The 24370-nt window shown below is 64.4% G+C and carries 21 protein-coding genes; 15 read left to right on the top strand and 6 right to left on the bottom strand.

What is annotated here, in order from left to right; genetic code table 11:
- The first annotated feature begins 50 nt into the window (after positions 1–50).
- From ABEA12_RS18400 to ABEA12_RS18390, 3 genes are all read left to right on the top strand, one after another.
- Positions 51–446: a DUF488 domain-containing protein gene (locus tag ABEA12_RS18400; protein ID WP_345469231.1), complete on the top strand. Its 396-nt coding sequence runs from the start codon at positions 51–53 to the stop codon at positions 444–446.
- Positions 447–455: 9 nt separating this feature from the next.
- Positions 456–1217, top strand: a complete 762-nt coding sequence (locus tag ABEA12_RS18395) for an SDR family oxidoreductase (RefSeq protein ID WP_210100977.1) — start codon at positions 456–458, stop codon at positions 1215–1217.
- Between the two features lie 673 nt (positions 1218–1890).
- On the top strand, positions 1891–2265 hold the full coding sequence (locus ABEA12_RS18390) for a DUF898 family protein (protein WP_210100976.1): 375 nt from the start codon (positions 1891–1893) through the stop codon (positions 2263–2265).
- Positions 2266–2535: 270 nt separating this feature from the next.
- Here the strand turns inward: ABEA12_RS18390 and ABEA12_RS18385 are convergent, their stop codons facing one another.
- From ABEA12_RS18385 to ABEA12_RS18370, 4 genes are all read right to left on the bottom strand, one after another.
- Positions 2536–4227, bottom strand: a complete 1692-nt coding sequence (locus ABEA12_RS18385; protein ID WP_210100975.1) for an HNH endonuclease — start codon at positions 4225–4227, stop codon at positions 2536–2538.
- Between the two features lie 173 nt (positions 4228–4400).
- On the bottom strand, positions 4401–5678 hold the full coding sequence (locus tag ABEA12_RS18380) for an amidase family protein (protein WP_210100974.1): 1278 nt from the start codon (positions 5676–5678) through the stop codon (positions 4401–4403).
- 115 nt (positions 5679–5793) lie between these two features.
- Positions 5794–6303 (bottom strand): OmpA family protein, encoded by a 510-nt coding sequence (locus ABEA12_RS18375; protein ID WP_210100973.1) that lies wholly within the window; start codon positions 6301–6303, stop codon positions 5794–5796.
- Entirely contained in the window at positions 6300–6905 is a 606-nt protein-coding gene (locus ABEA12_RS18370; RefSeq protein WP_210100972.1) for a flagellar basal body-associated FliL family protein, read from the bottom strand. Before ABEA12_RS18370 ends, ABEA12_RS18375 begins: the two co-directional genes overlap by 4 nt.
- A 709-nt stretch (positions 6906–7614) precedes the next feature.
- On the opposite strand from ABEA12_RS18370, the gene ileS reads away from it, so the two are divergent.
- The 4 genes from ileS (at position 7615) to ndk (ending at position 13235) form a co-directional block, all read left to right on the top strand.
- Positions 7615–10920: an isoleucine--tRNA ligase gene (gene ileS, locus ABEA12_RS18365; RefSeq protein WP_210100971.1), complete on the top strand. Its 3306-nt coding sequence runs from the start codon at positions 7615–7617 to the stop codon at positions 10918–10920.
- On the top strand, positions 10917–12281 hold the full coding sequence (locus ABEA12_RS18360; RefSeq protein WP_210100970.1) for a bifunctional folylpolyglutamate synthase/dihydrofolate synthase: 1365 nt from the start codon (positions 10917–10919) through the stop codon (positions 12279–12281). The genes ileS and ABEA12_RS18360 overlap by 4 nt, the downstream gene beginning before the upstream one ends.
- A 4-nt stretch (positions 12282–12285) precedes the next feature.
- Entirely contained in the window at positions 12286–12741 is a 456-nt protein-coding gene (locus ABEA12_RS18355; RefSeq protein ID WP_210100969.1) for a DUF4233 domain-containing protein, read from the top strand.
- A gap of 77 nt (positions 12742–12818) precedes the next feature.
- Entirely contained in the window at positions 12819–13235 is a 417-nt protein-coding gene (gene ndk, locus ABEA12_RS18350; protein WP_210100968.1) for a nucleoside-diphosphate kinase, read from the top strand.
- A 99-nt stretch (positions 13236–13334) separates the two neighbouring features.
- On the opposite strand, the gene ABEA12_RS18345 is transcribed toward ndk, so the two are convergent.
- Positions 13335–13739, bottom strand: a complete 405-nt coding sequence (locus tag ABEA12_RS18345) for a DUF2809 domain-containing protein (RefSeq protein ID WP_210100967.1) — start codon at positions 13737–13739, stop codon at positions 13335–13337.
- Positions 13740–13758: 19 nt separating this feature from the next.
- Positions 13759–14388, bottom strand: a complete 630-nt coding sequence (locus tag ABEA12_RS18340) for a vitamin K epoxide reductase family protein (protein ID WP_210100966.1) — start codon at positions 14386–14388, stop codon at positions 13759–13761.
- Between the two features lie 570 nt (positions 14389–14958).
- Here ABEA12_RS18340 and ABEA12_RS18335 point away from each other — a divergent pair.
- The 8 genes from ABEA12_RS18335 (at position 14959) to nadD (ending at position 24324) form a co-directional block, all read left to right on the top strand.
- Positions 14959–18321, top strand: coding sequence for an Rne/Rng family ribonuclease (locus ABEA12_RS18335; RefSeq protein ID WP_210100965.1), 3363 nt, complete (start codon positions 14959–14961; stop codon positions 18319–18321).
- A 194-nt stretch (positions 18322–18515) separates the two neighbouring features.
- The gene (gene rplU, locus ABEA12_RS18330) at positions 18516–18824 is read left to right on the top strand and encodes a 50S ribosomal protein L21 (RefSeq protein WP_210100964.1); all 309 of its coding nucleotides are present in this window, start codon (positions 18516–18518) and stop codon (positions 18822–18824) included.
- 48 nt (positions 18825–18872) lie between these two features.
- Positions 18873–19127: a 50S ribosomal protein L27 gene (rpmA, locus tag ABEA12_RS18325; RefSeq protein WP_210100963.1), complete on the top strand. Its 255-nt coding sequence runs from the start codon at positions 18873–18875 to the stop codon at positions 19125–19127.
- 152 nt (positions 19128–19279) lie between these two features.
- Positions 19280–20845 (top strand): GTPase ObgE, encoded by a 1566-nt coding sequence (gene obgE, locus ABEA12_RS18320; RefSeq protein WP_210100962.1) that lies wholly within the window; start codon positions 19280–19282, stop codon positions 20843–20845.
- 3 nt (positions 20846–20848) lie between these two features.
- Positions 20849–22000: a glutamate 5-kinase gene (gene proB / locus ABEA12_RS18315; protein ID WP_210102571.1), complete on the top strand. Its 1152-nt coding sequence runs from the start codon at positions 20849–20851 to the stop codon at positions 21998–22000.
- Between the two features lie 78 nt (positions 22001–22078).
- A complete protein-coding gene (locus tag ABEA12_RS18310; protein ID WP_210100961.1) occupies positions 22079–23398 on the top strand; it encodes a glutamate-5-semialdehyde dehydrogenase in 1320 nt (439 codons plus the stop codon).
- Between the two features lie 103 nt (positions 23399–23501).
- Positions 23502–23723: a hypothetical protein gene (locus tag ABEA12_RS18305; RefSeq protein ID WP_210100960.1), complete on the top strand. Its 222-nt coding sequence runs from the start codon at positions 23502–23504 to the stop codon at positions 23721–23723.
- Positions 23659–24324, top strand: coding sequence for a nicotinate-nucleotide adenylyltransferase (gene nadD, locus ABEA12_RS18300; RefSeq protein WP_345469214.1), 666 nt, complete (start codon positions 23659–23661; stop codon positions 24322–24324). The genes ABEA12_RS18305 and nadD overlap by 65 nt, the downstream gene beginning before the upstream one ends.
- Positions 24325–24370: the final 46 nt, after the last annotated feature.

Below are 24370 nucleotides of genomic sequence, written 5' to 3'. Positions count from 1 at the left end.
TCACGGCATTCACTGACATGGGACTGCCCGTGGGCTCTATGATGCCAAGCATGGGTAGTTTCCGCATCATGCGCGCATATGACGATCCGGACGGTGGCTTCAGGGTGCTGGTTGACAGGCTCTGGCCGCGTGGACTGGCCAGGGAGCGGGCGCGGCTCGATGACTGGGCCAAGGATGCTGCCCCCTCGACGGAACTGCGCGTCGCTTTCCGCCGGAAGGCCGAGCATTTCGGCGAATTCAGCGACAACTACTGGCATGAACTTGAACTCGGGTGCGCCTTCGAGGGTGCCCAACGGCTGTTGGGTCTGGTTGAGGAACACGAGGACATGGTGCTGCTCTTTGCAGCGAAGGACCAGGTGCACAACCACGCGGTGGTGTTGCTGGAGTACCTGCAGGAGCAGCAGGACGAGGCATCGGTGGCGTCCAAGGATGACGGCTCTGGCTAGAATTTGAGCATGCAACCACAGAATTTTCATGCAGCAGTAGTTACGGGCGCCTCAACGGGAATCGGCGAAGCCACGGTGCGGGCCCTGCGTTCGGCAGGATGGAAGGTCTTCGCCGTCGCCCGCCGAGCCGAGCGCCTGGAATCCCTGGCGGCCCAAACAGGCGCCATCCCCTCACCGTGCGATGTGACCGACGACGGGCAAGTCGCCGCGCTGCTGGCCCGCGTCACGGCCGAGGGCGGGATCGACACGCTGGTCAACATCGCCGGCGGTGCCCGAGGCACGGACTACGTGGGGTCAGCGAAAAACGAGGACTGGGAGTTCATGCTCCAAGTCAATGTCATGGGCACGATGAAGCTGACCCGGGCATTCCTGCCGATGCTGCGCGCCGGAGGCCAAGGAACCGTGGTGAACCTGACCTCAACCGCCGCCCAGGTCAGTTACGAGGGAGGTAGCGGATACAATGCAGCGAAGGCTGCACAGCGGGCGCTGACCAAGGCGCTGCGGCTGGAAGAAGCCGAACACAACGTCCGGGTCGTCGAAGTGCTGCCCGGTTTGGTGCAGACCGAGGAGTTTGCGTTGCGCCGGCTTGGCGGAGATGCAGAAGCTGCCGAAGCGATCTACCAAGGGGTGGAAAAACCACTGCAAGCCTCCGACGTCGCTGAGGTGATCTCCTACGCGGTAAACCTGCCGCACCACGTGAACCTCGATGAGATTGTTGTGCGTCCCCTGGCGCAGGCCGCCGCCCACAAACTCATCCGCAAGACCGCCTAGCAACCAGCGGGCGGAAACATCGCCGGCACCGGCACCGGTTCCTCGCCGGGCGGTGTTCCATGGGTTCCTGGGCGGATCCTGGTTCGCTGTGGGTTTGGCGGGGCGGGCAGGCGGTGCGCTCTACCTGGTGGTTCGCCGTCCGCTGACCGCGCACCGGCAAGCCGGACAATTGCGCCGTTGTTCCAGAGACCTTGCACCGATAGCGAGCCACTCGCCGGACCGCGCTCGAATTCTCGCCCATGGAACGCCGTAGGGCACCCCGCATACGGGAAAGAGCGGACGGCCATCTGTATTCGGGGTCCGGTGGTTTCGAAACGTCGGATCGGCCACCTGGCCTGAATATTGGCGGCCCTCTGCCAACGTCCCGCCGGGCCGGCTGGCACGTTCGCTGCCGGAGAGGGCGGTCCTGCCATGAGCGATTCGCTGCGCTGGAATCGGGAGGACGGCAATCCTTCAGCTGGGCGACGGCATGTTCGTCACTGAGACTGTTCCGCGGAGTAGCGCGGCAACTTGCGTTGATCCCGTCGGTCAGCGAAATGAGCGACTCGCATGATCCCATCTGGGGGCAAACCCCTTGGAGTGCCGTGTCATGAACCGCAGCGATACGTAACGCAGGGGAGCGATGCCATACCGTGAGGGCAATCGAATAGTCACTTTGCCTTATGGGGGACACATGAGCATCAACGTCAACGAAAAAAACTACCCACCGACTTCCGGCCCACCGATGGGAAGCCTCTCACCGGGTACCAAGGTGTTCCAATTCCGCGGTGGTGCAGCAACGTGGTTCGGAACCCAGATCCTCGGCGTGTTGATTACCGTCGTGACGCTGGGGATTTGCTACCCGTTCGCGGTGGTGCTGGTGGAGCGCTGGCGCGCGCAAAACACCTATTTGTTGGGGCGTCCCTTGAAATTCACCGGGACGGGCTGGGGAATCTTCGGCCTATGGCTCAAATGGTTGCTGCTGTGCGTCGTAACGTTGGGTATCTACTCATTTTGGGTATACCCCCGGCTTACCGCATGGAAGATTGAAAGCACGGTGCTGAGCTAGCCTTCGGCACAGGCGCAACCGCTCATGCGCTGCGGATGAACGGCCCGCGCGAAACCGAACCAGCAAAAATGCTCGACCGTATCCGGCCGGGCATTTTTGCTGGTCTCATGGGACCTCGGGCTTTTGAGCATCACGCCATGAACCGCAAGCGCTGCGTGATCGGGAACTAATCACGATTTTGGGTGACACCGCCAAGACCTGAAGCAGCCCCGTGCGGTCGGGTATCCAAGATTCGCTGGGGTCCAGGCTCCGGCGCATGCCAAGGGATGGTTAAACAGCCAGTGCATCGGCCATGGGATGGAAGATCCAGTTGCGTCTTGGAATCTGTGAAGGATCGGTCGATTTCGCCGCGATGACGTAAGGCAAACCCTTGATCATCGTGATGCGGAAATGTCCGGCGTGGTACGCCACATGGCAACGCACACACAGCAGGCAGCCGCGCGAGACATCGGTCCGTCCTCCGGCACTCCACTGATCGAGGTGGTGGGCCTCCGTCCGGTTCACGGGCATTGAACACCCTGGGTTGAAGCATCCCTTGTCGCGTACCGCAATGGCACGTCGTTGCGCTCGGTTGAAATATCGTCTGGTCCGACCGAGTTCCAGCGGAACCCCGTCCCCGTTAAGAACGATCGGGAGGATTCTCGCGTTACAGGCGATCCGACGGCAATCCTGCGCTGAAACCGATAGTCCGTGGTCCGTGATTCCGGTCGTGTTCAGCTGCCCAGCAAGGGTTTGGAAGTCGATGGTGACGGCTAAGGTGAACTGCGGCGCCAAAGGCATCGCGGTATGTTTCCCTTCGGCCTCGGGCTTTGGCGGACCGTCGGAACCAGACGCGTCGTGTGTCGTCACGCTGCGGATCGAGTCGAGTAAGAACCGGTGCAGGCGCTGGGCGCGCTGTCGGGCACGAGCTTGGGCCAGGGTCTCCCCGCCCATGACTTCCACGCGCGGTTCGAGCCCAAGTCCGCCTGTGGGAGAACCTTCGGGCTCGCCGAAGCCCTGGACCGGGATTCGCTCTGTTGGCGCCTCCGGGTCGATCGCCCATTCGGGAATGCCAAGCGGTGGGACGGGCGTGTTGCCTGCCTTGGTTCGTGGATTGCTGAGGACATCAGCAGCGGTGGCCAGCAGTTCGTGGCCTTCGGCGTTAGTGATGATCTTGTATTCATAGCCCTTGCGGCTGTGGCCCATGTAATAGGCGCCGATGAACATGGATTCGGATTCTTCCGGGTGAGCCGCGGCAAATGATTCCAAGCGTCGGGTCTGGTCCTTGACGAGCTTGTCGGTGCCTTGGATGTTGCGTGTGCGAGCGGCATCGGCCAGCTCGGCTTCGAATTGCCATGCCACGGCTTCCGGATCCGGTTGACGTTCGATTTCAGGGCCCATCGCTGCGATCTTTTTTGCTAGGACCGCCAACGTCTTGGGATCTGCAGATCCTTCACCCAAGACGGCGCCGAGCTGCGGGAACTTCGGTGCAACTTCACGGCCGTTGAAACCGGTGCGCGGAAGAAGGTTGGCGGCTGTCTCAACGCGGTGCAGTGCTTGGAAGTGGGTGAGGTTTTGCTGGTTCTTGAAGAACTCAGCCTCGTCGCGGAACAGGGTTTTGCGTCTCGGCTCATTCGTTGCATCCGCTGGCAGCCCGCGTTCACCGCTTAAAAATGCTGCAGGTTCGGCAAGCAACTTGTTGAGTTCAGCCAGCGGGGCCTCGGTGATGGTGTGCAGTTGGGCTTCGGTGGCCCGTGCGACAGCCAGGATCTGGCCGTAGCCACTGATTCTGTACAAGTCCTCGGTGAGCGCTACGAATGCTGCGGCACGGACCTGGGAGGAACCGATGGACCGTGAGGCCTTGTCCAGGAGATCCCGAAAACCCGATTTGAAGACGGCGAGCAAACGCAACTCATCGGCCATGGCGCCCGTCGACGTGTTTGTCGAAGAACCTGCTTCGTAGGGTTCGGGCTGGTTGGTCATGGGTACAAGTTTGGCCGGGGAACCTCGGACGCCGGCGAGTCGAGGGGAGAAGTGTGGATAAGTGCCTACTCCATGGTTCGGTTCGTGACGTGTCGCCATCCGCCCGGGAAGCGATGTACGGGCAGGGGAGGGCAAGGCATCGATTTGGGGCGGATCCTAGGGTGGTTCTTATGCTATGCGTGCATCGTTGTTGCCAGGAGCGCTTCCACGCGGGCAGCAATGCCCAGCAGACCCCGGTCCTGGTGGGCGAATCCTTGCAAGTTGATCCCCACGGGCAGGCCGTCGTCGCTCAAGCCGGCCGGAAGTGTCACAGACGGTACTCCCAGTACCGTGCCCGGGCCGACATGCCGGGTGAGAAGCGGGAAGACCGGGACCTGTCTCCCGAGATGCGAAACGATGTGGTCCTGGCCAATGGGAGTCGGAAGGCACGGCAACGTCGGGAAAACCAACGCGTCGATGCCCGCAGCGGCCATAATTGCTGCATGGTTTTCGCGGGCGGTATCCATCAGTTCGACGGCTTGCTCGTAGGCGTCGGCAGTGACAGGATCGGCTTCGTATCCAGCCAGGACGGTGCGCACATCCGGTGAGGCCGCACGGGCCACGACCTGTTTCCAGGCCTCTGTGGGGGACAGGTTCTCCGCTGCGGCCAGGTGCGCACCGAGCAGTCGCGGGGCCTCCCAGCCCACGAGATCCCACTGGGCCGCGTCGGTCTGCGCGAACACCTGGTCAAGGTCAACCTCGATGACCTCGTAGTCCTTGCTCAGTGTTGCCAGGACTTCCTGGAAGCGCTTTGCGACCGATGGATCCAGGTTCAGCAGGAACGTGGTGGGGACCGCCAACACCGGGGCCTTTGCCTCGAGGCCTGTCTGCCCGTTGTGGGTGAGCCAGGAATCGACGGTGCTTACGTGTGCGACGCTGCGGGCATGGACACCGACGGTGTCACGGGACCACGACAGCCCAATGGTCCCCGCCCCGGGCCAGCGGCCGGTGGTGGGGCGGAACCCCACCACGGCGCAGGCAGCAGCGGGAATCGATACCGATCCGCCGGTGTCGGTGCCCAGCGAGACCTGGACCAGCCCGGCTGCCACGGCAGCGGCACTGCCGCCGCTGGAACCACCGGCGCTGCGCAGCGGATCGAAGGGGTTGGGCACCGGGCCGAAAACGGAATTGTTGCTGGTGATGCCGAAGGCGAGTTCATGCATGTTGGTCAGCCCGGCAAGACGTCCGCCGTGCCGCTTCAACGTTGTCACCACGGGGGAGTCCGCCAGCGGCAGGTAGCCGTCGAAGACCGGGCTGCCGGCACTGGCGGGCAGGCCCGCGACCTCGATGTTGGCCTTCACGGCGAAGTCGAACCCCGCGTCGAGGCCCGAGCCCAGGGCGGTCCCTTCCGCTGGCGAGTCACCGGACTCGACGAGGTAGGTCCAGATTCCTGGGGTCGGCTTCTTGCTCATGGGGGTTCGGTTCCTTGGTGGCTCGGGCTGGTGGGGGTGGCCACCAGCCTACGTGCGGGCCAAGGAGGCACGCCATAGGCGTGGATGTGGCGGCACCTCTTCCGGGGCGGGGCCCTTAGCCCTCGTAGATCATTTCAACGCGCCGGTTCTTGGCCCGGTTCTCCGCGTCTTCCTGGTCCCCGAGGGCCGCGGGTTGGGTGTCGGCCAGTCCCTTGACGCTGAGTTCGAGGTCCGGACGCTGCTTCTTCACCAGTGCGGCCACGGCCTTTGCGCGATCGGTGGAGAGTACCTTGTTGGGGATCGCACCGGTGCGCGAATCGGTGTGGCCGCCGATGGCCAGCCCTGCCCCCTTGGGTACATCCGCAAGCAGTTTTTTGATCTGTGCCCCTGCCGCCGCGGGCAGGTCCGATTCGTCAACGTCGAAGAGGATGTCGCTGGAAAGCGAGATTATTCTCTTGCCGCCGCGGTAATCGGTGGTGTCCAACGCCAAGACGGAGGATTCGAGGTCGTAGGTGTGTACCGAGGCGGCAAGGTCCTTGGCGGGGATCACCGGCGGGGCCTCCGGGGCGGGGGTCCAGCCGCCCGAAGCCAGCAGCAGCGCGGCAACGGCAAGTTGGGCGATCATCGGGTCACCGGAACGTTGCGGAAGCTCGGAACCCCGTCCATCACCTTGATGTCGATGGTGTCGATGGGGTCCTGCGGAGCGGAGTACCACCCGGTCCAAAGCATTGGGGTGTCATTGAGCGTCGAGAGGCCCGATGAGCTGGGCTCCTTCACGGTGCTGTATTCCTTGAGGTTTTCCCGGTCTAGGAGCTTGGGGCCCTGGGCGGTTTCGTTCAGGACGGTGTAGTAGCTCAGGGGCTCGTCCGCCGGGGCGTCCGGGAAGTGCGGGGTGATCGTCATGGTCAGTTCCATGATCTCGCCGTGGACCTTTAGCGAATAGATGCTTGCCTCGACCTTGTCTTTGGTCCCGGGAACGGTGAAGTCCTGGGTGAGAAGGGCAGTGCCCAGTGACTCGACGGTGGGCGCTTCCCCGGAGGCGTCTGCGGAGGCTGTGCCAGGCCCGGCCTGCGCGGTGGGCTCGGCGCTTGGGGCGGATTCCTGGCTGGCAGGGGCTTCCTGGGTTGTCGGGGCAGCCGGTTCATCGCTGCCCATGAGCCCGGAGCAACCGGTGAGTGCGATGAGCGCGATTGCCCCACCGCCGATGAGTTGGATTCCGCGTTTCATCAAGTGCTCCAGTTCTCCGGCGCGAGCCCGTGTCACGGGGTTCGGCGCTGGTTCGAAGGGTGGTGGTGCCATCCGGAACTCTGCGCCTGGACGAGGTGCTGCTGACTAAAGGTAGCGTTATCAATAACCGATAGACGAAATTATTGCATGATCCTCCCTTGTAGTGTTTGTGCGCGACGCTGCGGGTGGAGGGCGAGGGTTTCGCCATGGTCGTTCTCGGTCTGCGGCGCGTTTGGGCTGGGCAGGTGAAAGCCGCTCTTCGACCCGCTGCGGGGTGCCGGAGGAAGGTGCATCGATGTCGGGATTATCACAGGGCGCACGGCGAGCCCCGGTGGTGTTGGCGCCCAACGGCGAAGTGTTTCCGGCCGGAACATTCGAAGGAGTACCTGGAAAGCGGCCGGCCGGGTTGATCCTTCGGGGCCCGGGGGCGCTAGACTGGATAAAGCATGACGTTGACCCGGCAATCACCGGCGAGTCCTCGGAAGAACGGCAAGCCCACCAAGCACGCGGGCGACACCGCATTAGACCCGAGCGGGTAAGCCCGTCACAGCAGTCAATGAGCGGCCAGGAAGCGCCCGGGAATCCGGACCGAACCTGGCAAGCGGGGTGGTACCGCGAGATGGAGCGACCGATTTGCTTCGTACTCGCCCCTGTATTTGGAGAACGCCTAAGCGCATGCATGCGCCTTCGATCACCAGGACTGCCGCAGATGACCAGCTACCCCAAGGCCTCGACCGACCCCCATGGCGTGACGCCATCCTCTCCCCGCTTTCCGGAGATCGAGGAACGGGTCCTTTCCTACTGGAAGAACGACGAGACCTTCCAAGCCTCCATTGACACCCGCGATGCCGGTGCCGAGGGAGCCAACGAATTCGTCTTCTATGACGGACCCCCCTTCGCCAATGGCCTGCCGCACTACGGGCACCTGCTTACCGGCTATGTCAAGGATCTGGTGGCCCGCTACCAGACCCAACGCGGGCACCGCGTCGAGCGCCGCTTCGGGTGGGACACCCACGGGTTGCCGGCCGAGCTTGAGGCCATGAAGCAGCTGGGCATGACGGACAAGGAACAGATCGAGGCCATGGGCATCGACAAGTTCAACGACGCCTGCCGAACCTCGGTGATGAAGTACGCCGATGAGTGGCAGGAGTACGTCACCCGCCAGGCACGCTGGGTCGACTTCGAGAACGACTATAAGACGCTTAACGTCGAGTACATGGAATCGGTCATCTGGGCCTTCAAGCAGCTGCACACCAAGGGCCTGACCTACCAGGGCTTCCGCGTGCTGCCTTACTGCTGGAAGGACGAGACCCCGCTGTCGAACCACGAGTTGCGCATGGACGACGACGTCTACAAGGACCGCCAGGACCAGACGGTCACCGTCTCCTTCCCGCTGCTGGCCGGGGACACCGAGATCTCCAGGGAACTCGCCGGGGTCCAGGCGCTGGCCTGGACCACCACCCCGTGGACGCTGCCGACCAACCTGGCCCTGGCCGTGGGCCCTTCGGTCACCTACGTGGTGGTGCCCGCCGGGGAGAACGGCGTAAAGGCATCGGCGGCCAACGGCGACTTCATGATCGCCGCGGACCTGCTGGGTTCCTACGCCAAAGACCTCGGCTACGCCGACGAGGCATCGGCCGCCGAGGCAATCACCGCACACTACACCGGTGAGCAGCTGGCCGGGATCCGCTACACCCCGTTGTGGGACACCTTCACCGATATCGATGCCTACGACACCGCAGATGCATTCCAGCTGCTGGTTGCCGACTACGTCACCACCACTGACGGCACCGGCATCGTCCACCAGGCCCCCGCCTACGGCGAAGAGGACCAAAAGATCTGTGAGGCCGCTGGCATCCCGGTGATCCTCTCCATCGACGAGGGTGCGAACTTCCTGCCGCTTTTCAAGGGCGGGGAGCTGGCCGAGATCGCCGGAGTGCAGGTCTTTGAAGCCAACAAGATCATCACCAACGTCCTGAAGTCCGATGCGCGTCTCATCAAGCAAGCCTCCTACGTGCACTCCTACCCGCACTGCTGGCGTTGCCGCACCCCGCTGATCTACCGGGCGATTTCCTCCTGGTACGTAGAAGTCACCAAGGTCAAGGAGCGCATGCTGGAATTGAACCAGCAGATCAACTGGATCCCGGGCAACGTCAAGGACGGCCAATTCGGCAAGTGGCTTGCCAACGCCCGTGACTGGTCGATCTCGCGCAACCGCTACTGGGGTTCCCCGATCCCGGTGTGGGAATGCGACGCCCAGGACTGCACACACCGCGAGGTGTACGGCTCGCTTGAAGAAATCCAGGCCGGATTCGGCCGCCTGCCGCTCAACCACGGGGGTGAGCCGGATCTGCACCGCCCGTTCATCGACGAGCTCACCAAGGCCCACGAGGGCTGCACCGGCGCGGGTACCATGTACCGCGTCGAGGACGTCCTAGATGTCTGGTTCGACTCCGGGTCTATGCCCTACGCCCAGGCGCACTACCCGTTCGAGAACAAGGAATGGTTCGACACCCACCACCCGGCGGACTTCATCGTCGAATACATCGGCCAGACCCGCGGCTGGTTCTACACCATGCACATCCTCTCCACCGCGCTCTTTGACCGCCCGGCGTTCAAGAACGTGATCAGCCACGGCATCGTGCTGGGCTCGGACGGAGCGAAGATGTCCAAGTCGCTGCGCAACTACCCGGATGTCAATGAGGTCCTTGATCGCGACGGCGCCGATGCGATGCGCTGGTTCCTGATGGCCTCCCCGATCCTTCGCGGCGGCAACCTGGTGGTCACCGAGCAAGGCATCCGCGAGGGCGTGCGCCAGGTGTTGCTGCCGATGTGGAACGTCTGGCATTTCTTCTGCCTGTACACCAACGCCGCGAATTCCGGTGCCGGGTACCAGGCCAAGCACACCTACACCTCGTCCGACCCGCTCGATGCCTACATGCTCGCCGCGACCGGGGACCTGGTCCGGCAGGCCGGGGCCCACCTGGATGCCTACGATATCTCCGAGGCCGCGGAAACCATCCGCCAATACATGGACACGCTCACCAACTGGTACGTGCGCCGTTCCCGCCAGCGCTTCTTCGACGAGGACCCTGGCGCGTTCGACACCCTCTACACGGCCCTGGAAACACTGACCCGCGTGGCGGCCTCGCTGCTGCCGCTGGCATCCGAGGAGATCTGGCGCGGGCTCACCGGGGGACGCTCGGTGCACCTGGAGCCATGGCCCGACGCCGAGGCCTTTGGACGCAACCAGGAGCTGGTCGCTGCGATGGAAACCACCCGGAAGATCGCCTCGGTCGGTTCCTCGCTGCGCAAGGCCGCGAACCTGCGGGTGCGCCTCCCGCTGGCCGGGATGAGCGTCGCGGTGCCCAACGCCGCCGCGCTGGCCGGCACCTTCGCCACCATCATCAAGGACGAGCTGAACCTTCGATCGCTGACCCTGATCGATGCGGCAGAAGCCAACGCCGCCGAATACGGCATCAGCCAGCGCCTGGTCGTCAACGCCCGGGCCGCCGGGCCGCGGCTGGGTAAGAACGTGCAGCTCGCCATCAAGGGTGCCAAATCGGGGGACTGGTCAACGAGCGAGGCCGGCATCGTCACCGCCGGGTCCCTGGAACTCCAAGACCACGAATACACCCTGGAGACCGTCGTCGAAGCCACCGAGGGCGAGGAGTCGATCGCCGCGGCGGTGCTGCCCGGAGGGGGATTCCTGGTCCTGGACACCGAGGTGAGTCCCGAACTCGCCGCCGAAGGCCTGGCGCGGGACACGATCCGCGCCATCCAGTCGGCCCGCAAGGACGCGGATTTGGCGGTCAGCGACCGCATCCGCACTGTGATCCACGCCGACCCCGCCACCCTGGCGGCGCTGCAAGCCAACGCCGCCCTGATCAAGTCCGAGACTCTCACCACCGGACTGGTCCTTGAACCGAACGAAAACGGGGCCGACACCAAGATCACCGTGGAGTCGGTAGCCACCGCCCAGGGCAAGACCAATGCATCGGAGCCACACGCATGAGCAACACCTTTGACCGGTTCTCGGTGGAGAGCGTCTACGCCGAGCTGCTCTCACGCGCCCCGGAAAACAAGATCGAGCCGCGCATGGAGCCGATGCGCCGTGCCATGGAGATCCTGGGGGAGCCGAACAAGGCGTTCCCGATCATCCACGTCACCGGCACCAACGGCAAGACCTCCACCGCCCGGATGATCGAGGCACTGCTGCGCGCCCACGACCTGCGCACCGGGCGCTATTCCTCCCCGCACTTGGTCTCGGTGACCGAGCGCATCGGGATCGACGGGGAACCGGTGGATGACGAGACGTTCGTGCGGATCTGGGACGAGATCCGGCCCTACCTTCGAATCGTCGACGACGAGCTCACCGCCACCGGGGAGAACCGGCTGACCTACTTCGAGGCGGTGACCATCCTGGGCTTCGCGATCTTCGCAGACACCCCGGTGGACGTCGCGATCATCGAGGTCGGCCTGGGCGGGATCACCGATGCCACCAACGTCGGGGACGGACAAGTTGCCGTCCTCACCCCGATTTCCCTTGACCACACGGACCTGCTGGGCGATACCACCGAGCTGATCGCGGGCGAAAAGGCCGGGATCATCAAGCCCGGGGGATTCCTCATCTCCTCCGCGCAGCCGGCCGACGCGGCCCAGGTGCTTCTGGAGCGGGCACTGGAAACCGAGGTGCCCTACCGATTCGAGGGCGTCGAGTTCGGCGTCGAAAACCGCACCGTTGCCGTTGGAGGCCAGCAGCTTGACCTGCAGGGCATCGCCGGACGTTACCCCGGGATTCTTTTGCCGCTGCACGGAGCGCACCAAGGGCAAAATGCCGCGGTAGCCCTGGCCGCCGTGGAGGCGTTCATCGGGGGAGGGAGCACGGAGCTGAACCACGATCTGGTCATCGAGGGCTTCGGTGCGGTCACCAGCCCCGGACGCCTCGAGGTGATCCGCAAAGCGCCGACAGTACTGCTCGATGCCGGGCACAACCCCGAGGGCATCCGCGTCTCCGCGGCCGCGGTGAAGGAGTCCTTCGGATTCACCAAGCTGGTGCTGGTCATCGGGATACTTGCCGAAAAAGACGCCCGCGCAATGCTGGCCGAATTGCGCGAGGCGTACCTGGATTTGAGCCAGGACATCTGCATCACCCAGTCCAACTCCCCTCGGTCCATTCCGGCCGGCGAGCTGGCCAACATGGCGCTGGAAGCGGGATTCAACGAAGAGGACCTGTTTGTCACCGAACGCCTTGACGATGCCCTGGAGTGGGCCGTGGGCCGCGCCGAGGCATCGACGGACTTTGGCGGCGGAGTGCTGGTCACCGGCTCCATCACCCTGGTGGGCGAGGCCCGCATGCTCCTTGGAGGTGCATAGGCCCATGGCGAAAATGACCAAGGCGCAACGTGAATGGCGCCCGGGGCAGCCCAAGAAAGTCCGTTCCACCAGGGTGCTGTTTGCCTCCACCGTGCTCACCCTCGAGGCGCTGCTGGCTCTCTTCGTCGCTTTGGCGCTCTTCGGGCTCAAGCGCGATGAGTTCGCACCTGTTATGGTCCTTGGCGCCGGAGCTCTCATGGCGGTGGCGTGCACTATGACCTGCGCGTTGCTGAAGAAACCGGTTGGCTATGCCATCGGCTGGGCGCTGCAGCTGCTGTTTATCCTCACCGGTTTCCTGCTGCCCTCGATGTTCTTCATCGGCGCCGCGTTTGCCGCGACCTGGTGGTATGCGGTGACCAAGGGACACACCATGGACCTGGAGACCGCCCGGCGGGCCCGCGAGCAGGAGGTGTGGGATGCCGAGCATCCCGAGGCCGAAACCGGTCCCGAGCAAGCTTAGTTCCTCCACCGCGGGCGAACCGCACCACAGTTTTTGACTTGTACACCCTCTAAACACCTTTGGATAGGAGCCATGACATGGCTATTGAACGTTCCCTCATCTTGATCAAGCCCGACGGCGTCAAGCGCCAGCTGACCGGGCAGGTCATTTCCCGCATCGAAGCCAAGGGCTATGTGATCGCCGAACTCAAGCAGGTCTCCGCGACCCGCGAACTGCTCGAGGCACACTACGAGGAGCATGTGGGCAAGCCGTTCTACGAGCCGCTTGTCGAATTCATGCTCTCGGGCCCCTTGGTGGCCATCGTTGCCGAGGGGCACAACGTCATCACCGGATTCCGCTCGCTTGCCGGGACCACGGATCCGACCACGGCGGCCCCGGGGACCATCCGCGGGGACCTGGGCCGCGACTGGGGCCTGAAGGTCCAGCAGAACCTTGTCCACGGCTCGGACTCGGTAGAGTCCTCGAGGCGTGAAATCGGCATCTGGTTCTCCTAGCCGCGCGGGGATCGCCGGAACCTGGATACCCGGGAAAGCCGACGGGCCCGGCACTTCCCCCAACATGGGAAGTGCCGGGCCCGTCGGCGTTGGCGCGGATCAGCGCGGTAAGGAACCGGGCGCAGCGGAACGTATCCGCCCCAGCAGAAGGTCGGCGATCGGTGCCGCCGCGGCACCGATCGCGTAGGCCAAGAGGTCCAGGGGAACGAAAGTGGTGCCCAGTACCAACCGCACCGGCGCGAAGACGCTGGCCAGCTCCAGCGGAATTTCGGTGAGCTGGAACAGCTCGAGTGCCACGCAGAAACCCAGGGCGCCTAGCGCGTTGGAAAGCATCGCTGCGCCCGGGCGCAGCAAGACCAAGAGCACGTAGATCAGAACGGCATAGAACACCCCGCCGGCGGCATCCGCAACCGGGCCGGTGCCCGGGAAGCGCGAAGCCAAGCCCAAGGCGATGAGAAGCGGCACGCAGGCCGCTGCGCTGCGGCGCCGGTTCCTTGCCTGCATCTTGGCAGCCGTTGGAGCCTCAGGCGCCAAGGAATGCACCGGGGAAGCGCAGGAAGATCGTGGCCGCGGTTCCAACCAGCAAGATGACAGCGAGGACCCAGGTCCATTCGGCGCTGAAACGGCGCACGGGGCCTGAGGCCGGGATCACTCCGTGGGCGATGTTTCGTGCGGTGGTGTAGAGGAACATCGGGATCACCATCGCCCAGACGACCATGCAGTACAGGCACAGCGCGTTGATCTCATACAACGCCTGGGACCAGAGCCAGACGATGAAGACCATGGCCAGGGAGACCCCGACTTGCACCCCGATCCAGTACCAGCGGGCGAACCGCGCCCCGGCCAGCAGTGCCATGCCAATGGTGATCACCACGGCGAATCCGACGATGCCCAGGAATGGGTTGGGGAAACCGAACAAGGCGGCCTGCGTGGATTTCATCACGGTGCCGCAGGAGACCCAGGGGTTGAAGTCGCAGCTGGTGATGTAGTCCGGGTCCTTATACAGCGCGAGGCGTTCGAGCACCAGCATGCCCGAGGCAAGCCATGAAACCACTCCGGTGAGCACCAGAAAGAGCCCAAAGGATCTGCCCTGGGCCATGCGTGGCGCATCGGGCCGGTGGCTTGGTGGTGCTGAGGCTTCGGATGTGCGCATGGGATGCTCCCTGTTTCAGGTCATGTGTTCCTTGGCAGGGAGGCCACCCGGTGGCGGGTCTCTGCGTTGCCAATGCGGAACCGGTTTTGCCGGGTCCGTGCAATAAGTCTAATGTCCCGCGGGGCCGGGAAATCCTGCCGTGTCGCGGAGGCACAACCGCAGGGACAATGCCCGCAGGGAAGTGCCGTGGCGCGCCTTGGGGGATGGCGGCGGTCATGGGCGTGTCGGTGTGAGACAATTGCAGTGGTTGTTCGTGGATCCACAGTCTGCTTTCAACCCAACGACAGGCTTTCAAGCCCGATCGCGAGGAATCTGCTGCAAATAGACCACCTATACGAAGGTCTGAGCGAATACCGCGATATGGCCGCCGCAATGTAAAGCGGCTTGCTTGGAAAAGCGCCGTTGGTTCCGCATGGATGCCGCGCCCCGATCATGGTTGGCGCACCCGGGCGGAACAGAACAAGGACTTCCGCTGGGACATGCGGCCACAAGGCCCGGTCCAGCGAACCAACCAGGGGTCTAGTCGCTATCTGTGGGAGCGTCGAGCCCGCCGAGGAGCACTCTTTTACAATGGCAATGAATCGCGACGAATCCAAGGCAGCGATGGGTCAGGGCACCAAGGGCCGGAGCCGCACCAGTCGCCCGCGCACCAACTTCAATGAGCCGGCCGAGCCAAGCCGTCCGGCCCGCCGGGCGATGACCCTGGCCGAACTCAATGACGCCGCCGCAGCACCCACAGCCAAGACGCGCCCGGCAGTTTCCCCGCGCAACGCCACGGCACGCCGCCCGCAGGCTCGCAACGCCCGGGCCGCCACCAATGTGGATGCCACCGTGGAATCGGTCGCCGCAGCGGCAACCATCCCGGTACCCGTGCAAGCAGCGACGCCGCCGGTCGAGCAGCCCAAGGCCCCGGTCCGCCGCGGTCCACGTCGCGCCTCTTCAGGTGTCGGCGCACCGGGTGCATCCGCCACGGTGGCGCCCCTCGCCAGTGAAGCCGCGGCAGAGCCCGCCGCCGCGGCAGCCGCGTTAGAGGACCGCGTCGAGGAAGATGCAGCTCCCAAGACCGCCGCCAAGCGCCCTGCACGGGGCCGCAGCCGCAAGGCCACATCGGAAGCCTCAAACGCCCAGGAACCGGTTGTCGATCAGGCGCAGGCTCCTGCAGAAACCGCAGGGGACACCGAGGAGCAGGCCGAGAAGCCGGAGCAGGCCAAGGCCGATACTTCCCGTTCAACACGTGGCGGCCGCGGAACACGCAGCGGCGCCAGCATCAGGACCGTCGAGACCCGGTCAGATCAGGACGTTGCCAGTGCCGAGGAAGCCGTCGCCGATGCCACGATCGTGGAGATTGTTGAAGTAGACGCCGCAGTGGCCCACGACCCGTTCGCCATCCCGGAATCCGCGCTGTCGATGATCTTCCAGGCGCCGAACCTTCCCTCCGCCGGAGCAACCACCGGGAACCACGAGGAAGAGCCGGAGGCCGAGGGCGGAAGCGCGCACGATGACTCCGATGACGATTCCTCCGAGGATTCAGGTGCCGTGTCGCGCCGCCGGCGTCGCCGCCGCCGCGGTGATGCCGACCTGGAGCTCACCGGGGGCTCGGACGAGGATCCGCCGAACACCATCACCCGCGTCCGTGCCCCGCGCACCTCCCTGGAACCGGTTGTCTCCAACAAGGTCACCGCAGTGCGCGGATCGACCCGGCTGGAAGCCAAGCGCCAGCGCCGCCGCGACTCCCGCGAGTCCGGCCGCCGCCGCCAGGTGATCACCGAGGCCGAGTTCCTGGCACGCCGAGAATCCGTGGATCGCCAGATGGTGGTGCGCCAAAACGAGGACCGCATACAGATCGGCGTCCTCGAAGACGGCATCATGGCCGAGCACTTCGTCTCCAAGACGCAGCAGGACTCGCTGATCGGCAACGTATATGTGGGCAAGGTGCAGAACGTACTACCGTCCATGGAAGCTGCATTCATCGACATCGGCCGCGGACGCAACGCCGTGCTCTACGCCGGCGAGGTCAACTGGGACGTGGCGGGCCTTGACGGTGCGCCGCGCCGCATCGAACACGCGCTGAAGTCCGGGGACACGGTGCTGGTGCAGGTCACCAAGGATCCCGTCGGACACAAGGGCGCTCGGCTGACCAGCCAGGTCTCCCTGCCGGGCCGCTACCTGGTCTACGTGCCCGGTGGTTCGATGACCGGCATCTCGCGCAAGCTCCCGGATGTGGAACGCAACCGCCTGAAGAAGATCCTCAAGGACCACCTTCCGGAAAACGCGGGTGTCATCGTGCGCACCGCTGCCGAAGGCGCCTCCGAGGAAGAGTTGATGAACGACATCAACCGCCTTCGCGCCCAGTGGGAAGGCATCGAGGCGGCCGCCGCCTCCACCAAGACCCTGGCACCGGAACTGCTCTACGGCGAACCGGATTTGACCATCAAGGTCGTTCGCGATGTCTTCAACGAGGACTTCACCAAGCTCATCGTCTCCGGCGAGGAAGCCTGGGACACCATCGAGGCCTACGTGACCTACGTGGCCCCGGACCTGGTTTCGCGCCTGGAGAAGTGGGAGGGCGAAGATGACATCTTCAACCACTTCCGCATCGACGAGCAGATCCACAAGGCACTTGACCGCAAGGTCTTCCTGCCTTCGGGCGGCTCGCTGGTCATCGACCGCACCGAGGCCATGACGGTCGTTGACGTGAACACCGGCAAGTACACCGGTTCCGGCGGAAACCTCGAGGAAACGGTCACCAAGAACAACCTTGAGGCCGCCGAAGAGGTCGTGCGCCAGCTGCGCCTGCGCGACATCGGCGGAATCATCGTCATTGACTTCATCGACATGGTCCTGGAGTCCAACAGGGACCTGGTGCTGCGTCGCCTCGTCGAATGCCTGGGCCGCGACCGCACCAAGCACCAGGTCGCCGAGGTGACCTCCCTGGGCTTGATCCAGATGACGCGAAAGCGCATGGGAACCGGCCTGCTGGAAGTCTTTGGCGAGAACTGCGAGGCCTGCAACGGCCGCGGCGTGATCACCCACGACGAGCCGGTGGAACACCGCAGGGCCTTCAACTCGGCCGGCGATGCACACACATCGAGCCAGCGCGCGGCCGAAAAGCCTTCGCGGGCCGAACGCCGCCGCCGTAACCGCACCCCGGAAACCGACTCGCACTCCGAGTCGGCGCCCGCCCAAGGAACCGTTGAGGCCCAGGCGCCCGAGGACACGGCCAAGGCCGATGCCGCACGCACCGCGTTTGCGAACATCGCCGCCGCAGCCCATGCCGCCCACGACCAGGACGGAGCCGAATCCCCGGAGGAAGCTCCCACCCTGTCGGTGGCCGGCGAGCAGGTGGCTGTCCCGGCCGCCCGGCGCAACCGCCGTGCAGGTTCGGAGGGAACCGCACCGTCGGTGACACTGGAGAACCTGGAAGCGGCGCTGCCCGGCGGTGCCGCTCAGGTCGAGGCGCAGGATACCCATGACGAGGAGGAGTCGTCCAATGCACGTCCGGCACGCTCCCGCAGCCGCCGCAAGTCGCGCACCAAGGCCACCGAGCCGACGGAAAGCGACAACGCGTCGGATGAGCCCAAGGCCGTCGTGCAGACCCCCGTCGTGGAGGCCCCTGTCCTGCAGGCGCCCGTCGTCTCAGGTGTGGCCGGCCAGGCCTCGGCCGATGCAGCCTCCCAGGAGCCCGCAACCAAGGCAAAAAACAAGACTTCGGGAATCGAGCCAGTGGTGCGCGCTAAGCGCAGCCGCCGTGCAACGAGCCCGCAGGGCGGATCCGACGCAGCAGTCACTGTGGCATCGGACACGCTTGCAGCATCGGGTACCTCCCATGTTGCTTCGCTCGCTGAAAAAACCTCACTCTCCAAGCAGCAAAACCCCGCGAATGCGCCGGTTATGCTGGGTGTCGGAGTGCCGGTCAACGAGCTGAAAGAGTAGGGGTCGTGACGACTCGCGGGGGCACGTTGTATTTGCCACCGCTGCGCTTTTTAGCGTAGTCTAGATCCTCGGTGCGAACGCCAGCTATCGGAATCTTCCGCTCGGCGTGCCAGCACAGCGCAATCCCCAGGCTTGTTTTGGGGTAGTGATGCGCAGCAAGACAGATTGAACGTCGAGTAGAAGTGAGTACCCACGTGGTGTACGCAATTGTCCGCGCTGGCGGCCGCCAGGAAAAGGTTTCTGTTGGAGACCTCGTAACCCTTGACCGCTTGAAGGCTGCCCCGGGCGCCTCCATTGAACTGCCTGCCCTGTTGCTGGTCGACGGCGAGAAGGTAACTTCTGCAGCCGACGAACTGGCCAAGGTGTCGGTGACTGCTGAGGTCGTTGAGAACCTTCGAGGCCAGAAGATCGTCATCCAGAAGTACAAGAACAAGACCGGTTACAAGAAGCGCCAAGGTTTCCGCGCCTCGCTGACCAAGGTCAAGGTCACCTCGATCGCTTAATTGCGGTCGTTTCCAAGCATTCCCATTACCTGAAGGTAGGCACATTCCATGGCAAGTAAGAAGGGTGCGAGTTCCACTCGCAACGGTCGCGACTCCAACCCCCAATACCTGGGCGTCAAGCGTTTTGGTGGACAGGTTGTTTCCGCCGGCGAAATCATCGTGCGCCAGCGCGGTACCCGTTTCCACCCGGGTGCCGGCGTGGGAATCGGCAAGGATGACACCTTGTTCGCTCTGGCAGCAGGAGCCGTCGAGTTCGGTTCCCGCCGCGGCCGCAAGGTCGTAAACATCGTTACGGCTGGCTAACCCAGTACGTAACCGCATTCATTACACAATAGAGGGTGGGCCGCACGGCTCACCCTCTATGTGTTTTTCCAAGTACCCCGTGTTTTGCCGAGACCGCGCCACTGGCCGGTAGCGAGCACAACGCCACCCCTTTTTACTAGGAGTTTTCAACCGTGGCAGCCTTCATCGACCGAGTGGTCCTCCATGTCTCCGGTGGTACCGGTGGGCACGGCTGTGTCTCCATCAAGCGCGAAAAATTCAAGCCGCTGGGTGGACCCGACGGAGCAGCCGGCGGCCACGGTGGAGACGTGATCCTGCGCGTGGATGCACAGACCACCACGTTGCTCTCCTACCACCACTCGCCGCACCGCCACGCCGGGAACGGCGAAGGCGGCAAGGGCGACCTGCGTCCGGGCAGGAACGGGGAGACACTTGTGCTTCCGGTGCCTGAGGGAACCGTGGTGAAGACCCGGGACGGTGAGATCCTCGCGGACCTCATCGGCGACGGCACCGAATTCGTCATTGCCTCCGGCGGAATGGGAGGCCTCGGCAACGCCGGGCTTTCCAGCCAGAAGCGCAAGGCCCCCGGATTCGCGCTGTTGGGCACTCCTGGCGGCTCCGCCGAAGTGGTGCTGGAACTGAAGTCCGTGGCAGACGTGGCCCTGGTTGGCTACCCCTCGGCCGGAAAGTCCTCGCTGATCGCGGCATTGTCCGCTGCGCGGCCCAAGATCGCCGACTACCCGTTCACCACCCTGGTCCCGAACCTCGGAGTGGTGCAGGCCGGGGAGATCCGCTACACCGTGGCCGATGTGCCCGGCCTGATCCCGGGGGCCTCCGAGGGCCGTGGCCTGGGGCTGGAATTCCTTCGCCACGTCGAACGCTGCGCCGCCCTGGTGCACGTGCTCGATTGTGCAGCGCTGGAAGCGGACCGCGATCCGGTGACCGACCTTGACATCATCTCCGCCGAGCTCGACGCCTACGAGGTCGACTCCTCCTTCGCCGGTGCCGACGGCCAGATCATCCCGCTGAATGAACGCCCGCGCCTGATCGCCCTGAACAAGGTCGACATGCCCGACGGCCGCGACATGGCCGAATTCGTGCGCCCCGAACTGGAGAAGCGCGGCTACCGTGTCTTCGAGGTTTCTGCCATGACCCGCGAAGGACTGCGTGAGCTTTCCTTCGCGATGGCCGAACTGGTCACCGAGGCACGCGCTAAGATCGAGGCGGCCCCGCTGCCGGTTCCCGTTGAGGTGCTGCGCACCCGGGTGTCCAAGCGGGCAGGGTTCGTGATCCGCAAGGAGGAGCGAAACCTCGAGCCGCTTTACCGCGTCATCGGTGAGAAGCCCGAGCGCTGGATCCTTCAAACCGACTTCCGCAACGACGAGGCGGTGGGCTACCTGGCCGACCGTTTGGCTAAGCTGGGGGTTGAGAACCAACTGTATAAGCTGGGTGCCAAGCCCGGCGACGCCGTGGTCATCGGTTCCGAAACCGATGCCGTGGTCTTTGACTGGGAACCGACCATGGCCGCCGGTGCCGAGCTGCTTGGCTCGCGCCGCGGACAGGACGTGCGGCTGGAAGAATACGGTGCACGACCGTCCCGCGATGAAAAGAAGGCGTTGCACGAGGAACGCAAGGGCGCCAAGGCGTCTGCCCGCGCGGAGCTTGAGGCCGAACGCAAGGCTGGGATCTGGACGGAGTCAGTGAACTACAAGCACGAGCAACCTAAGTCTGGAGAGTAAAATATCATCGAACGCGCGACAAACCTGCCCTCGGGCATCACCCAACGCCAAGACCTGCCACGAGCCTCCCGGATCGTTGTCAAGGTCGGATCCTCCTCACTAACAACCCTCGCCGGGGGCATGTCCGAGGAAGCGCTCAGCTCCCTTGTCGACCGCCTCGCGGCGGTGAAGACCTCAGGGGTCGAATTGATCCTGGTGTCCTCCGGCGCCATTGCCGCCGGCCTGGCACCCCTTGACCTCTCACGTCGGCCACGCGACCTGGCCACCCAGCAGGCCGCGGCGTCGGTGGGCCAGGGATTGCTGATGGCCAAGTACACCCAGGCTTTCTCCGCCCACGGCGTCACCGTGGGCCAGGTCCTGCTCACCGCGGACGACCTGATCCGACGCCAGCAGTACGCCAACGCGTTCCGCGCGCTGAACAGGCTGCTTGCTCTGGGCGTTGTTCCGATCGTGAACGAGAACGATACCGTGGCCAACCACGAGATCCGCTTCGGCGACAACGACCGGCTCGCGGCACTGGTCGCCCACCTGGTCAAGGCCGATGCGCTGGTGTTGCTTTCCGACGTCGACGCCGTCTATGACGCACCGCCGAACGACGGAGGCGTGCGCGTGCCGGACATCGAATCCGACGTGGCCCTGTCCCTGCTGGACATCGGGACCACCGGGGGAGCTGGACTGGGCACCGGCGGCATGGCCACCAAGGTCGAGGCCGCAACCATGGCCGCCGAAGCTGGCATCCCCGCCCTGGTCACCTCCACCGCTAACGCCGCTGCGGCGCTGGCCGGGGAAGACGTGGGAACCTGGTTTGCCGCCCGTGGCGGGCGACGTTCCACCCGGATGCTCTGGCTTGCGCACCTGGCATCGACCCGTGGGCGGCTGATCCTGGATCCAGGTGCCGTGGACGCCGTGGCCTCGGGTGTCGCTTCATTGCTGGCAGCCGGGATCACCGGTCTGAACGGTTCCTTCGAGGCCGGGGACGCCGTGGAAATCACGGACGCCGACGGGGGCCTGGTTGCCCGCGGACTGGTCAATTTCTCCTCCGAGGAACTGCCGCAGATGCTCGGGCGGTCCACCAGCGAGCTCGGGGAAAACCTCGGGGACCAATACGAGAGATCCGTGGTCCACGTCGACGACCTGGTCGTCGTCCGACTCTAAGCACTCCATGCAAAGCCCGGTCCCTGGCACAACGCGCCGGGCCGGGCTTTGCAGCACCCACCAGTAGAATGGATGAACATGAGCCAGAATATTGATGCAGAGCAGAAAACGGTAGTCGCGGGCGCACCATCGGATGGACTCGAAGCAGCAAAGGTCGCCGTCGGCAACCTTGCCGATCGTGCCCGCTCCGCCGCACGGGTCTTGGCACGGGCCGACCGGAACTGGAAAGACAGGGCGTTGCTGGCCATTGCCGCCTCCTTGGATGCCAATCGCGCCGCGGTGATCAAGGCCAACGCCAAGGACATCGAGGCCGGGCGCGCCAACGGGACCACCGAGGCATTGCTGGACCGCCTGAAGCTCGATGACTCGCGTGTCGATAATCTGATTGCCGCACTGGAAGAACTTGCCGGGCTCCCTGACCCGGTGGGAACCGTGCTGCGCGGACAGACCCTGCCAAACGGACTGCGCCTGCGCCAGGTCCACGTGCCGATGGGCGTCATCGGTGCCATCTACGAGGCCCGCCCCAACGTTACGGTCGATATTGCCGGCATTGCGCTCAAGAGCGGCAATGCCGTGCTGCTGCGCGGCGGCAGCGCCGCGGCACACTCGAACCTCGCACTGCTGGGGTTGATCCGCGATGCCATAGAGAGCGTCGGGCTGCCGGCGGACGCCGTGGCATCGGTCGATGCCTACGGACGCGACGGAGCTGCCGCCATGATGGGTGCCCGCGGAAAGATCGATGTACTGATCCCGCGCGGCGGACGCGAACTGATCCAGCGCGTGGTCACCACCGCGAACGTGCCGGTCATCGAGACCGGCGAGGGCAACGTGCACATCTACCTCGACGAATCCGCCGATGCCGAAATGGCCGTGCCGATCGTGCTCAACTCCAAGACCCACCGGCCTTCGGTGTGCAACACGGTGGAGACCCTGGTCCTCAATGCCCGCGCGGCTGCGGCACCCGAGGTCCTCGCGGCGCTGGCCAAGGCCGGGGTGCGCCTGCATGTCGATGCCCGCGCCAAAGTGCTCGCCGGCGGCATTGAAACGATCGATGCGACCGAAGCGGACTGGGACACCGAGTACATGGACCTGGACCTGGCCGTTGCGGTCGTCGATGACCTCGACGGGGCCATCAAGCACATCCGGGCACACAGCACCGGGCACACCGAGGCGATCCTGACCAACGACCTTGCCCGTGCGGAGCGCTTCATCGCCGAGATCGATTCGGCTGCCGTGATTGTGAACGCCTCGACCCGTTTCACCGACGGGGGCCAGCTGGGACTGGGCGCCGAAGTGGGCATTTCCACACAGAAGATGCATGCCCGGGGCCCCATGGGGCTTCGCGAGCTAACCACGACCAAGTGGATTGTGCAAGGCGATGGGCATGTTCGTTCGTAGCCGCGTGCCAAGGTGGGTACGATAGAGGCTAGGAAGACACCTTAGTTACTAGTACGTGCCGTGCACGCATGCGCGCGGCGGGCACATTACATCCTGGAGAAACATGTTTACCCAGTCCCTGAACGCAGCGATCCTGGCTTCGGAGAGCACCGGTGGAATGAGCACCGGTACGCAGGCGCTGCTCGTCGGCGGTGGCATCTTCGCGCTGCTGATGCTGATGTTGCTGATCACCATGTCGTACTCCAACGTGGGCAACCGCCATGAGATCAAGCCTGAACCCGAAGACCCGCACCGCACGCACACCAACAAGCACGGTCATCACTAGTCGTCTCGCGGCCGAGCGTACGGACCGCCCATTTCGCCTCGGCGTCATGGGCGGTACCTTCGACCCGATCCACCATGGGCACCTGGTGGCGGCCAGCGAGGTCGCCTCGGTCTTTGACCTTGACGAGGTCGTGTTCGTCCCCACCGGGGAACCATGGCAGAAATCGAACCGCGATGTCGCCTCGGCCGAACACCGTTACCTGATGACGGTGATCGCCACGGCGGCGAATCCGCGCTTTACCGTCAGCCGCGTGGACATCGACCGCCCGGGTCCGACCTATACCATCGATACGTTGCGGGACCTGGCTGCCCAGCGGCCCGAGGCCGAGCTGTTCTTCATCACCGGCGCGGATGCGATGGCCCAGATCATGGGGTGGAAGGACGTCGAGGAACTGTGGCGGTTGGCGCACTTCGTGGGCGTCACGCGGCCCGGACATGAATTGCCGGTGCTGGACCGCAACGACGTGTCGCTGATGGAAGTGCCCGCGATGTCGATATCCTCGACTGACTGCCGCGAACGCGTTCGCACCGGACATCCGGTCTGGTACTTGGTACCGGACGGCGTGGTGCAGTACATCGGCAAGTACAAGCTTTACAACTAGAAGAACTACGCAGTAAGCAACGGCCAGGACTAGAGACCGGCCGGGA

Origin of the sequence: Paeniglutamicibacter antarcticus (assembly GCF_039544305.1) — a bacterium.
In the GTDB taxonomy this organism is placed as follows: Bacteria; Actinomycetota; Actinomycetes; order Actinomycetales; family Micrococcaceae; genus Paeniglutamicibacter; species Paeniglutamicibacter antarcticus_C.
This window is presented reverse-complemented; position numbering and strand designations above follow the sequence as displayed.